5 protein-coding genes and 1 pseudogene are annotated in these 13,917 nt (G+C 56.0%); all 6 read left to right on the top strand.

The window, feature by feature from the left end:
- The first annotated feature begins 119 nt into the window (after positions 1-119).
- Positions 120-1,751, top strand: coding sequence for a Tad domain-containing protein (locus I2D83_RS18295; RefSeq protein WP_205947062.1), 1,632 nt, complete (start codon positions 120-122; stop codon positions 1,749-1,751).
- Positions 1,752-2,448: 697 nt separating this feature from the next.
- Positions 2,449-7,692: pseudogene (locus I2D83_RS18290) on the top strand (beta-propeller fold lactonase family protein); the annotation flags it as partial.
- Positions 7,693-7,837: 145 nt separating this feature from the next.
- A complete protein-coding gene (locus I2D83_RS18285) occupies positions 7,838-9,625 on the top strand; it encodes a TolC family protein (protein ID WP_205947061.1) in 1,788 nt (595 codons plus the stop codon).
- Positions 9,625-10,380, top strand: coding sequence for an efflux RND transporter periplasmic adaptor subunit (locus tag I2D83_RS18280; RefSeq protein WP_205947060.1), 756 nt, complete (start codon positions 9,625-9,627; stop codon positions 10,378-10,380). Before I2D83_RS18285 ends, I2D83_RS18280 begins: the two co-directional genes overlap by 1 nt.
- Positions 10,377-11,732: an efflux RND transporter periplasmic adaptor subunit gene (locus I2D83_RS18275; protein ID WP_205947059.1), complete on the top strand. Its 1,356-nt coding sequence runs from the start codon at positions 10,377-10,379 to the stop codon at positions 11,730-11,732. Before I2D83_RS18280 ends, I2D83_RS18275 begins: the two co-directional genes overlap by 4 nt.
- Before the next feature lie 2 nt (positions 11,733-11,734).
- Positions 11,735-13,864, top strand: coding sequence for a site-2 protease family protein (locus I2D83_RS18270; protein ID WP_205947058.1), 2,130 nt, complete (start codon positions 11,735-11,737; stop codon positions 13,862-13,864).
- The last annotated feature ends 53 nt before the right edge of the window (positions 13,865-13,917 follow it).

Here is a 13,917-nt window from a genome sequence, read left to right as displayed (position 1 = left end):
TCGTTACCGAAATAACGAAACCATTAAGACAAATAACGTGTGAGCCATGTCGTTTTTATTTTCCCGCTTGATGGGCGGGTTGAGTACGCGCTGAATCCAGGTATACAGGATAGGAAGGAATGAAAAAAACCTTACAGAACAGAAGAGTAAAAAAAGACGATAGCAGAACCTCTCTGTTCTGGCGTGAACACCTGTCTGCTTTTATTCAGCAGGAAAAGGGTGCAGGCACAGGGTTTTATGTGCTGGGCGCGATGGCCTTATTGGTGACGGCGGCTTTTATCGTCGATACCTCTACGGCAACCGGTGATGCGACGCAAATCAAACGTGCGACGGATGCCGCTGCGCTGGCTGTCGGGCATCAGGCGACCATTAATGGTGAAGAATACAGTCAGGAAGATATCAATAAACTGGCGTATGAATACGTCAAAAATAATCTGGGGATGAATAAGGCCCTAAGTGAAAAACTGGTGGCGAGTGATGTATCCGTTGCGGAAGGACGTAACAGCGCGACGCGTAAAACCTATACCGTCACTGTCGCTTTCGAAACCAAACCCAGCCTGATGAGCCTCGGGGCGAGAAAGCAGGAAGTGTATTCGACTTCTGAGGTCATCAACCGTCCGACTGAAATTGCCCTTGTTATGCCAGTGACGGGGGATATGAGTGATGCCGATATCCGTTCGCTGAAAATCGTTAGCCGCTCATTTGTCGAACGCATGCTAAGCAGCGCGGACGGTAAACGCGACAACCTGTGGCTCTCACTGGTGCCGTACAGTCAGTCGGTGAACGTGTATGACGCGGAAGACGCGAATCGCATTCGTCGCTGGTCTACGCCGAGTGCGTTAAACCCACCGGAGTTGCGTTCACTGTTTGCCAGCGGGGTTGTCAGTAGCCTTGCCGATCGTCGTTTCCCGGATCGCCGGGCGAATTTGCTGTGCATGTACCGTGGGCTGGGCCGAGAAGAAAACTTCTTCTGGGACGAGCCGCCCGTTGGGCAATTCCGCGTGTACTACCGCCACGATTTGCCGCAAAACGGCAGCCCCGGCGCACCACCGATTACCTGGCGTGGCCCTAACCCCGATCTCTATCCGTGGGATAACAACTCCGATGCCGTAGACACCCGCTTTATCGTCGCGGATCGAGGGTGCCCGAATGCGGCATTGATGCCGCTGACTAATGAAGAAAGCAAGTTGAATCAGCGTATTGCCGAGTTTACCCCACGCTTTAACACCAACTATGCGATCGCAATGTCATGGGCAGGGGCGGCGCTGTCACCCAACATGCGAGGTTCAGACGGCTGGGGTGATACGACGCTACCGCTGGATTTCAATCTGGACGGCAATGGTGATGGGCAAAAGGTGATCGTCATGATGGCTAACACCATCGGTAACTGGTTCGACACCGACAGCTACAACTTCAATCGTAACGAATTTCGTGGCTCGACCGGAACGGATCCTGCCCGTTCCTTTGCCGCACAGCGCTTCCAGGATCTGTGTTCCAGCTTCCGCGCGCGCAACATCAAATTTTATTTTGTCGGTATTCGTCCCGGCGACCCTGAAGACTTTGGCCGCAACCTGTTCGACAGAGAAGCGACGCCGGGCCTGCTGGTCTGTACCGAGGGCGAAAAACGCATGAGCTTTATCGATGGTGCAGGCTTCGGCGCAGAGGGCGTTGAGGATCAATTGATTCAACGGTTGGATCGTATCGCCGGCCAGATCGAAACCGAGGGCGGCTATGTTCGGCTGGTTGAATGATCGCTGAATGTAGCCAGGAATGACGCGCTTTGCCCCTTTTATTACAGGACATGACACGATGACTTTTTCCCGCTCAAAATCTGGTTCAGGCTTAACGCGCACGCCGCGTCAGGCGTGGGTATTGGAACCGCGCATGATGTTTGACGCCGCCGCTGTGACCACTGCTGTGGATGTGGCTGCGCATGTTGCCGCAACGGATACCGCGCCTGGTGTTGATGCCACGCCAGTTAAGGCAACGGTCACCGTTACCGACACCAGCAGCAGCTTCGAACCGATCGATCTGTTCAGCGGTGTTAGCGTGTCAGCGGATAAAGGCGGGCAGGCGCTGAAAGAGTTGGTGATTACCGTCAATCGCACGGGGGCGAATCAGGCAATCGTCATCGACGATACGGAAATTACGCTGGAAGCCGCTAATGGCGCAAAAACGACGGAAGGCGATGGAAAATACGGCTATACCGTTGAGGTTAGTGGTGGGACGACAACCATCACCGTTAGCGTCGCTTCATCTGAATCTGGCGCATTTGAACCTAATGATGTCGCGAAGCTGATCGACGGTATTGCCTATAAGCCACTCGATAAAACCGTGGCCGGCGGGGATGTCACGGTGACGCTGAAAAGCCTGAGCGATGGGAGCGACACGGCCGATCTGAATATCCACTCGACCATCACCATCGATAGCAAAATTAATGTGGTGTCCGCCTCCGACCCTGCACAAACCCCGACGATCGGCGGTGAATCTAGCGCCCTTCAGGATGATTACAATCTTGAGGGCAATGACTCTAATAATTATGTGGATGTACTGAGAGGGGTAAAAGACACCGCGTTGTCTGCTGACGGAAAAACGCTCTACGTTGTCAGTTCGCCGGATAGTGGTTCAGCGGTACTGAGCGTGTTTGTCCGTAACGAAGAAGGCAAGTTTACCCTGTCGAAGACCTTCTATAACTATCGCTCCGTGTATAACGATGAAACGAGAGAGCTTGATAAGATTGTGGACAATGCCGCGTTGGCGGGGGCATCAGACGTTACCCTGTCTGCCGATGGGCAGTACCTGTATGTGGTAGGCAGTGAAGGCAACGCGGTGACCCTCTTCCGCGTTGGCAGCGATGGGGAACTGACGCAAGCCGGTGTCCTCGATCAGGCGGCACTAGGTGGCCATTCGCTGGATGTGCGTTCTCACATTGTTTCTCAAGGCGATTACCTCTATCTCACCGCTGCCCAGTCTGGCAGTGATAATGACAGCCGCAGCGTGCTGGTGTTTAAGCGCGGGACGGACGGTACCCTGACGTCGGTTTCTCAGACCGATAACCTGATCGGGGCGAGCCGTCTCGTGCTTGATCCTGAAGGGCGTTACCTGTTCGTGTCGGGTTCAGGTGATACCGTTGGCGTCACTAGTTTCAGTATTGATGCTGAGGGCAAGCTCACTCAGGTTTCCCAGATTCGTGCTGAAGGCGATGACCCGTACTACATCAATTCACTTGCCCTCTCACCTGATGGCAAAACCCTGTATGCGATTAATGCTGATGGCATTCAGTACACGCTCAATACGATAACGGTGGGGGCCGATGGGGCACTCTCGCTGGTCGCAACGGTGCCGTTTGTCAATGACGGGGGGGATTCTGGTGAAGCGCTGGCAACCGGTCTGGTTGTCTCTGCCGATGGCACGGCGCTGTTCGTGATTGGTAAGAATATTTCTGTTTTCGCTCGTGCCGAGGATGGCAGTCTGACGCTGAAACATACGATTAGCGGCGGCTGGGATAGCCCGCTCAATATTTCCTTCTCGGATCTACAAAATGTAGAACTGAGTGCAGACGGTAAGCAGCTGTACCTGATTGGTGGCGATAAAGTTCATGTGTTGAATGTCGGGACAGCAGGTGCCTCCTATACCGAAGACACTGACGCAACGGTGCTGCTGCCGTCAGGCCGTCTGTCCGATCCACAGTTAGATGCGTTAAATAACGGTGCGGGTAACTATAACGGTGCCAGCATCACGGTAGGCCGACAAGAGGGTGGCCTACCGGAAGATACCTTCGGCTTTAAGACCGATAACGGTTTAGCGCTGGATGGTAACAACATCGTCAAAGATGGTGCCACGATCGCTACCTTTACGCAGGTTGATGGTGTATTGACGGTGACCTTTACGGCTGCGGTGACAAAAGTCGATGCGCAAAATGTGCTGCGCCAGATTACCTACCAGAACACCAGTCAGGATCCTGAACATGCGGGCTCGGCGCCGACATTCGTCTTCAGCATTAATGACGGTGACAATAATGTTGCGACGATGGACGTGACGGTTAGTCTGATCGGCGTAAACGATCCGGCTGTGCTGACCACGACGGTGCTGAATCCACAGATTCCGGGCAACGGCGAGTTCGTTAAGCTGTTTAAAGATACGCATATCGACACCATTGAGAGCGGGCAAACTATCTGGCAGGTGGTGCTGACGTTTGATGTGTCAGGGCCCAATGAGACGATCAGCGTCGATGGCAGTACGATCGTGCTCGAAAAATCTACCGGTACACCGCGCACCGCCAGTGGGTTGCAATATTCTGTTGAGGTGAAAGACGGTAAAGCAACGGTTCTCCTGTACGTCGGGAAAGACGGTAGTGGCACTGCTGAGATCATTGACAGCATCGGCTACAACTATCTGGGTAGCGACGCTAGCGGGGAACGCCATGTTACCTTGATGATCAAGGAGAATAACTATAGTGGCAGCGCACCGGAAACCACGTTAGAGCAGGCAATTACCTTAACGCTGGTGCCTGCGTCAGAAACCAATACCGCGCCGATTATCACCGTGCCGGCTACCACTCCGACGTATACCGAACGTGCCGCGCCTATCGTGCTGGTACCTGATGCAACGGTGTCCGATGCGCAGATGGACAAACTCAACGGCGGTAAGAGTAATTATGACGGTGCAACGCTGAAGATTACGCTGGGTGACGGTAAAACAGCACTGGATAAGCTTGGTTTTAACGAGGGTAACGGCCTGACGCTATCCGGTGATACGCTGCAAAAAGACGGCGTTACTATCGGTCAGGTCAGTAATAAAGACGGTGTGTTGACGATCCGCTTTAACGCGAATGCTGGCACCATCCCCACCACAGAAGATGTGCAGAACGCGCTACGTCAGATTACCTACTCCAGCGACAGCCATACGCCTGCCGCACAGGTTGCGGTGACGGTGACGTTGTCCGATCGTTATCTGGAGTCTCAGGTTACGGCCTTAATCATAGACATTACGCAGATTAATGATGTTCCAGCCATCAACACCGATCCTGTTCTGTCATTTGGCGATTTGGATCGGTTGCAGACTCTGGAATTGTCGGCATTTGGGCTGACGGGTTCAACGAACAGTGCGGTGTCTGCGGACGGTAGCCGCGTATATATTGCTGACCAGCAAGGTCACATTGCGCTATTTACCCGCAATGCCGATGGCACCCTGACACACACGCGTACGAGTACTATTGCCAGCGGTGTCATCCAACTCCAAATGACGTCTGATGGTGCAAATTTATACGCCCTGCAAAAAAATGGCAGTGAAAGCACTATTGTTACTTTTTCTCTCGATAGCGAAGGTAATCTGACAGAGCAAAGCGATCAGATAAAGGTCTGGGATGCTGAACAAATTACATTGTCGGATGATGGTAAAAATCTTTATCTGAGGGTTCAACTGACGATTGTTGTTTATGGACGAGATACCACGACTGGCACGCTTACCCATCTTCAAGATCTTGATAGTGATATGTCAGCACCGCCTTATCTGTGGGCACCGGCGGAAGTCATCACGCAGGGGGATAAAGTTTATGTGGTCACCAACCCCAGCAACGGTTCATCACTCATTGTTTATCAACGTAATAGTGAAACGGGTCAGTTGACTCCGCTGACCTATCTCCATTCAGGGGAAACGGACAGCACCGGTAAGGTCGTGAATCTGGACTATGTGCAACATTTATCTGTCAGTGCCGACGGACAAACGATCTTTATCGCGAATAGCCGTACCAGCTCCTTTAACGGATGGACAGGGGAAACCACGGTAAGCAACCATCCATTGAAAATAGATGCTTTTCGCCTCAACGCTGCAGGGTCGTTAACGCATTTGGGCACAATCAATGGCACCGCGACGGTGGAAGACATTTCACTGTCAGCGGATGATAAAACGCTGTATGTCGCCTTATCCGATGGTTCCTTGGCTTATTATTCGGCAGATACGTTGGGACGCATTGATGCTCAGACTAATCTGGCGGATGCCCGGAGAATAGCGGTATCACCACGAGGTGAGATCATCATCCTTGCCGATTCGGTTGTGGTTATGCGTCAGACTCCACTCAGTGCTTCTTATACCAATGGGGGCTCTGCGGTAGCGGCAGCACCGACATTGACCTTAAGCGATGCGGAATTAGATGCCGCAAATGGTGGGGCAGGGGATTACCGTGGGGCATCTGTTGTGTTTCAGCGTGAATCTCCTTCATCAAGCGATCGTTTTGAGATGATTGCCGGCAACGGTTTTACCATCTCGGGTAACGTTATCAGTAAAGATGGGCAACCTGTGGCAACGTTGAGTCAGGCTGATGGCCGTGCTTCTGTGACGTTTACCGCCAGTCTTTCTCGTGATGAAGCGACTGCTCTTGTGCGCCAGATTGGTTGGCGTAGCACAGTCGTGGTTAGTGAGAGTTCAGTGGTACTCCGCGTGGTGCTGAATGACGGAGAACAGGATTCCACGCCTTATGAGGTGACGGTGACGATTTCCGATAGTGTGAATCATGCACCTGTGGGAAATAGCGATGCCTTTGTCCCGCCTGCCGCACAGGTTGGCACCAGTTGGACTTATACCTTACCGGATTCACTGTTCACCGATCCTGAAAACGATGCGCTGACGTTCACTGTTGATGAGAAGCAATTGCCTGAAGGTGTGCGTTTTGATAGCGCAAGCCGTACTCTCAGCGGTACTCCGTCAACGGCAGGAATGTTCAACCTGACGATTACCGCTACGGACAGCGCGGGCAACGCGACGGCGCTGAATGTGGCGCTGACGGTCAACGCCGCGTCGACGCCGGTTGATCCCGGTACGCCGACGGAGCCGGCCAATCCTGACAACACCGCCACAGCGGCACCGGTGATTTTGGTACAGCAGGGCGTGAGCCTGCCCACCGATGCGGATGAAAGAGAGCGTGAACAGCCGCTGGGCGCGATTGTTGCCGATCTGTCTCGCCCAGAGGCGCAAGCGCTACCAACCAACATTGTCGCTGAACCTGCACGGCAGCGTGATGCGGGTTCGACACGGCAGTCGGATGCGCCTTGGGTACTCGATCCGGTGATGTCACAGCTCATGCCGACGCTGGATCAGGTCAACTTCTCTTCGCGTGCCAGTACCACCGTGCGTGACAGCGCCGCCGTTTCTCCGACGGATTCCAACCTATTCCTGAGCGTGCGCGGTCAGACAACGGCGCTGGAATCGGCATTCAGCAGCGTGCAGGGCGCGTTACAGCCGGATGCCTCCGGCGCGCTCGCCTTTAGCCTGCCGCAGCGTATGTTCAGCGTGCGTGAAGGCAATGCCACGCTGACGCTGCAACTGGCAAACGGTCGTCCTCTGCCTGCGTGGGTGCAGTTTGATGCCCGCAGCGGCGTGGTGCGCATTACCGATGCCAGTGCCGTGCAGGTTAATCAGATTCAACTGGCGTTGAAAGCGCAGGCCGCAGATGGCACCAGCCGGATCGTACCGATTACGCTGCAAACCGGACAGGGTGCTGGCACCGAGATGGCGACTGACCGTGGTGCGATGCAAGGGCCAGCCAACCCCACGATACAGCCCGCTGAAAGCCGGGATGTCGAACGGTTAGCGCCTGCGGGGAAAACCGCCTTTACCGAACAGCTGCGTCAGCATCAGCCGGAACAAGATGCGCTGCTGGCGGCGCTCAGTGAACTGAGCAGCCTGCGTGCGTAGCCAAGCGCAAATCTGGTAAAGCGCAGATCGAATACTGAGACGAGATTTTATTACTTAACCACTAACCCAGGCGCTTGCAGGCGGTAACCAACTTACCGCCTGCCAGATGAAGGGAACAGACAAATAGAAGATGGGGAGAACCCGGGTGAATCAGCACATAGCGCATTTCTGGGATAGCCAGCAACACGACAGTCAGCATCAGAACGTTCAACACGAGGCTACACCACGCACCGCGGGTTCCCGGGCGTTACGGATCGCGGTGACCCTTGCCTGTTTGGGGCTGGCAGGCTGTGCCGTCAAGCCGGAGCCGGTGACGATCGAACAGCAGGTCGCACAGGCGTTGAGCGACAGAACGCAGATGTTCGCCAATCAGGAACCGGTGCGCGGCACGATCACGCTGGATGAGGCGATTGCCCGTGCGCTGAAATATAACCTGCAACAGCGGGTCGCACTGATGGAACAGGCGATGGAAGATGACCTGTTGGGCGTACAGAATCTGGACATGCTGTTACCCAAACTGACCGCCCGCGCTGGCCTGCAAACCCGCGATAACGTCGCCGGTTCCAGCAGCCAGTCGGTTACTACGGGTCGGCAATCACTGGAAGCGTCCACCAGTCAGGATCAGACCCAGCGCACCGCCGATCTGACGATGAGCTGGAACGTGCTGGATTTTGGTATCAGCTATTTCAACGCCAAAGTACAAGCGAACAAATCGCTGGCGGCGGAAGAGCGTCGTCGTCGTGTGGTCGCGGATATTACCCGTCAGGTGCGGACAGCCTATTGGGAAGCCGCAACGGCACAGCGTTTGCAGCCAGAAGTGACGACTGCGTTGACGCAGGCGCGTCAGGCGCTGGAATACGCGCGTCAGACTGAGCAACAGCGTCTGCTGGCACCGGTTGAGGCGCTGCGTTTCCAGAAAAACATGCTGGAGATGGTACGCCAGTTGGAAATCGTTGACAGCGATCTGGTGGTGGCGAAATCCCGTCTGGCCGCGCTGATGAACCTGCCGCCGTCGAGTAAATACGATGTCGTTGTACCGAGCGAAAGCAGTCTGGTCGCGCCGAAGATGGCCTACTCGCTCGACGATCTGGAAAACTTCTCGATGGTTAAACGCCCGGAAGTGCGTGAAGAGAGCTATCTGGCACGCAATAGCGTACTGGAAACCCGCAAATCGCTGCTGCGCCTGCTGCCGGGTGTATCGCTGTTTGCCGGTATCAACGGTGACAGCAACAGCTATCTGGTCAATCACCAGTGGGCAAACGCGGGCGTTCAGGTCAGCGGCAACCTGCTGAACGTGCTGTCGTGGTCGTCGGTTAAACGTGCCGGACAGGCGAATGAAGATCTGGCGGAAGTTCGTCGTCAGGCGCTACGCATGGCGGTGCTGACGCAGGTGAACGTTGCTTGGCAGGAGTATCAGCAGAGTACGCGGATGTTCGGTCGCTATCAGGAACTGGCGCGGATTCAGCGCGGTATCCTCAACCAGACCACGCTCAGCGTACAGCATCGTGCCGAAACGCAAATGGAGCAGGTACGCGTCAGCACCGAAACCATTCTGACCACCCGAGCGCGTGACCGCAGCTTTGCCGATGTGCAGAACGCGCTGGGCGCGGTGTATCAGGCTGCTGGGCTGGATGTGTTGCCGGATAACGTGAACGATGTCAGTCTGGCGGCGCTGAGCAACTCGATTGCCCGCACCACAGGGAACCTTGAAAAAGGTGGCGTTGCGGTTCCGCGTCTGTCCCTGTCAACACCGGCTACGCCAGCCACCACGACGGCTCCTGCCGTCACCGCTTCTGCAACAGGTTCCGCTATCGCGAAACCCATCACGCCTGTGGCGGTAACGCCATCGGCCAACGCGGGGAAACCATACCGCGTCGTAAATACGGATATGTGGGATAACCTGCAATCCCTACAGGCCGGAGGTTCGCGTTAATGGCTGTCGGCATGATGCGTCCGCTGTTACTGGTGAGTGCGTTAAGCCTGCCCCTGTGGGGGCAGGCTGCGACGACGGGAGACATTCGCGTACAGCTTAGCGCGCAGCGTTATACCGTATTATCCAGCGAAATTGCCGGGAAAGTGACGGATATTGCGGTGAAAGAGGGGGAACACTTCAAGCAGGGCGATACGCTGGTGACGTTTGACTGTACCGTGCTGCGCGAAAAGCTGAACTACTCAAACGCCGCAGAGAATGCCGCGCGTAAGAAGCTGGCGATTGCCGATCGGCTGGATAAGCTCAATTCGATCAGCCTGTCGGATGTCGATCAGGCGCGATCGTCGGTGTCAATGGCGCAGGCCGAAAGTGGCGTCAATCGCGCCATGTTGCAACGCTGTGCCATCAAAGCCCCGTTCTCCGGTCGCGTAACGGAAACCAAAGTGAAGCGTTGGGAATCGGTGCCGGAAGGCAAAGAGCTGTTAGCAATTTATGATGACAGCGCGTTCGAGCTGGAAATGATCGTGCCGTCGCGCTGGCTGGTGTGGCTGAAGCAGGGCAGCGCGTTTCAGGTTACATTGGATGAAACCGGCCTGAGCTATCCGGCGGAAATTAGTCGGCTCTCGTCAGCGATCGATCCGGTCAGTCAATCGGTAAAAGTCTTTGGCCGGATTACCCAGTCTACCGCCGGATTGCTGCCGGGCATGAGCGGCGTGGCGCAAATCGTGCCGCCTGATGCAAGCAGCGTGTCGCCATGACCGAACGGAACACGACCGCAGCACAAACTGAACAGGATATCCGGCTGGCGCTGCTGGCCGAACTATTACAACTGCAAAGCCGTGCCAGAGCGCGTGAAACGCTGGATGAACTGGCGTTTTTTATCGTCAACGAGACGCATAACGTAGTGAAGTATCGTCAGGCGCTGCTGTGGGACTGCGATAAACAGCGCTTGCAGGCGGCTTCCGGGCTGGCATCGCTCGATCACAACGCGCCATTTTGTACCGAATTTAGTCGCCTGTGCCGCCAGTGGCAGGAAGAAGGGCGTCAAACGCAGACGCTGCAATGCCGCGAGCTGCCTGCCGATGACCAAATTTTGTGGCAGGAACATCTGCCGGAGTTTTTACTTTGGTTGCCGCTGCGTTTACCGCAGAGTGATGCGCCGCTGGTGCTGGTACTAGCGCGGGACAGCGCGTGGCTGCCTGCTGAGATCGTGCTGTTGGAAAAACTGGCGGACGCCTACGCGCACGCCTGGTCGAGTTTGCTGAAGCAACGTCGTCGGCAGACCAACACCAGTCCGAAGAAACGTCGTTTGATCCTGGCGGGGATCGTGGCGCTGGTGTTGATCTTATTGATCCCGGTTCGCCAGTCGGTGCTGGCACCGGCAGAGATCGTCGCACACCGTCCGGTAATGGTGCGTGCGCCTGTGGCGGGCGTGGTGGATGATATTCTGGTTCGTCCTAATCAGAGTGTCAGTGCCAATCAGCCGCTGGTGCGGCTGGACGTGCGCGAACTGGAAAATCGGCTGGAATCCGCGCGGCAGGCGTTCGCTACGGCTGATGCCCAGTATCGTCAGGCACAGCAGCAGGCGCTGTTCGATGCCAATAGCAAAGCCAGTCTGGCCGTGCTGCAAAGCCGCCGCGAGCAGGCGCAGAGCGACATGGATTTTCTCCAACGTCAGCAAGAACGCATGCAGCTTACTTCCCCGCGCGACGGCGTGGCGATTTTTGATGATAGCAACGACTGGATTGGGCGCTCGGTGGCGGTGGGAGAACGCATCATGATGATCGCCGATCCGCACGATGTTGAACTGGAGATCCAGTTGCCCGCAGCGGATGCGATTGCGCTGGAAAACGGCGCGGATGTGCGCTTGTTCCTCAATGTTGCACCGAATTCGGCACAGGACGCGCGGCTTGAGCAGATTGGCTACCGCGCCGCGCCAACGCCGGATAATGTGATGGCCTATCGGTTGCGGGCTCGCTTTACGCAGGATGATCCACAGCTGCGCGTGGGCCTGAAGGGGACGGCTAAGCTGTACGGGAAACGCACGGTATTGTTCGTCTACCTGCTGCGTAAACCGCTGGCCTCTCTGCGCGTCTGGCTGGGGGTTTAACGATGGCCGGAGGTGCGACCCCAGCCGCCGGACTCAGCCCGCTGCGCGATGAACTGATCCTGCACGCCGGGCCGGCTAATCGCGACGGATCCCCCAGTTGGACGCTGGAAGATCCGTTGCGTGGTCTCTATTTCCGTATCGGTTGGGCAGAAATGGCGATGTTATCGCGTTGGTCGATGGGGAACGCGGCGCAGATTGTGGCCGAGGTTAACCAAACTTCTGCGCTAACGCTCGATGACAGCGATGTGCAGTATTTCAACCGTTTCTTGCAGGCTAACAGCCTGACGCGCGTTTCCGGCGATGACGCGCTGGCGCAATTTTCTCGTCAGGTAGAGCAGTCGCGCGTTTCCATTTGGCGCAAGCTGTTGAAGAACTATCTGTTTTTCCGTATTCCCTTATGGCATCCCGATCGTTTTCTGGGCGCGACGCTACGGTGGGTTGAGCCGTTTTTCAGTCGGACTTTCCTCAAACTGACGCTGCTGGTGGCCGTGCTGGGGCTCTTTCTTGCCGGACGCCAGTGGGAAACGTTCAAGCATACCTTTCTGCATTTCTTCACGCTGGAAGGTGCAGCGCTGGCGGGGCTGACGCTGTGTTTTACCAAGATCCTGCATGAGTTCGGCCACGCCTACACCTGCAAGCGCTTTGGTGCGCGGGTTGCCACGATGGGTGTCGCATTTCTGGTGATGATGCCGGTGCTGTATACCGATACCTCTGGGTCGTGGAAACTCACCCGCCGCCGACAGCGAATGGCGATTGGTGCGGCAGGCATGATGACCGAACTGGTGCTGGCGGCGTGGGCGACGCTGGCATGGAGCTTCTTGCCGGACGGTATGCTGCGCAGCGCGGCGTTTATGCTGGCAACGACTACCTGGATTATGACGCTGGCGATTAACCTCAGCCCGCTGATGCGTTTCGATGGCTATTTCCTGCTTTCCGATGGGTTACAGGTGCCGAACCTGCAAAATCGGGGTTTTGCGATCGGCCGCTGGCAGATGCGGGAATGGCTGTTTGGCTTGGGGGATGCGCCGCCGGAACACTTTCCCCGCTGGCTACAACGCACGCTGGTGGGGTATGCCTTCGCGGTGTGGATATACCGTTTTTTCCTGTTTACCGGTATCGCGATTCTGGTTTACCACATGGCGTTCAAGCTGCTGGGGATGCTGCTTTTCGCCATTGAAATCGGCTACTTCGTAGTGATGCCAGTGGTGAATGAAGTACGCGAATGGAGTAAACGCCGTAAGGATTACCGTATGAACCGTAATATGACGACAACGTTGACCGTGAGCGCTGTAGTTCTGCTCTTGCTGATGATTCCCTGGCAGCGCGGTGTGTATGCGCCAGCTCTGCTGCGGGCGGAACAGCAAAGCAGCCTGTATATGCCAGTGCCTGCGATGGTTCAGCGCATTGAAGTACAGGTGGGTCAGCCTGTGCGCGCGGGACAGACGCTATTTACGCTGTCGTCTGACGCGCTGGTGCACGAACGGCAACAGCTGGAGCGACAAATCGCTACGCTGAATTGGCAAAGTTCCTTTCAGGTTTTCAACAAGGAAGCGGCTGGTGACCACCTGCGAGTGAAGCGGGAGCACGACGCGGCGTTACAAAAGTTACAGGTATTGCAGCGTCAGTCAGAACAACTGACGGTACGTGCGCCGATAGACGGCGTGGTGGCTGACATGGCAACGCCGTTGGCAACGGGTGAGTGGCTGGGGCAGGGTGAATGGCTAGCGGTTGTCACCAAGCCGACCGGCGGGTTGGTGGAAGCGTTCGTGTCGGAAAAAGACTGGCAGCGACTTCACACGGGCGCAAAGGGGACGTTTTATTTACAGGATGTCAGCCGCTTGTCGCTGCCGCTCACCATTGTGGAGATCGCCAGCACGGCCACCCGCGATCTGAACGCTGCGCCAGAGCTGGCATCGATTTACGGCGGCGATATTGCCACGCTGAGCGATGCACAGCGCAAACTGCACCCTGAACAGGCCGTTTATCGCGTGCTACTCAGTCTGCCGGACGATTATCGTGCTCAGCCGCAGGTGCTGCGCGGCACGGTGGTGATGGACGGCGAGGCGCAAAGCCTGCTGGTTCGCGGCTGGAAGGTGGTGTCTGCGGTACTGATTCGCGAACTGTCATTCTGATCAGTTTTGATTTCTGCGATGTCGATCCTGACTTTCTTCCTGTCATTGCCAGC

Origin of the sequence: Pectobacterium aroidearum (assembly GCF_015689195.1) — a bacterium.
In the GTDB taxonomy this organism is placed as follows: Bacteria; Pseudomonadota; Gammaproteobacteria; order Enterobacterales; family Enterobacteriaceae; genus Pectobacterium; species Pectobacterium aroidearum.
The sequence above is the reverse complement of the archived record's forward strand: the minus strand, read 5'-3'. Positions and strand labels throughout refer to the sequence as shown.

Coding starts and splice junctions, on each gene's coding strand:
- I2D83_RS18275 (WP_205947059.1), top strand. CDS start 10,377: ATGACCGAACGGAACACGACCGCAGCACAAACTGAACAGGATATCCGG.
- I2D83_RS18280 (WP_205947060.1), top strand. CDS start 9,625: ATGGCTGTCGGCATGATGCGTCCGCTGTTACTGGTGAGTGCGTTAAGC.
- I2D83_RS18270 (WP_205947058.1), top strand. CDS start 11,735: ATGGCCGGAGGTGCGACCCCAGCCGCCGGACTCAGCCCGCTGCGCGAT.
- I2D83_RS18295 (WP_205947062.1), top strand. CDS start 120: ATGAAAAAAACCTTACAGAACAGAAGAGTAAAAAAAGACGATAGCAGA.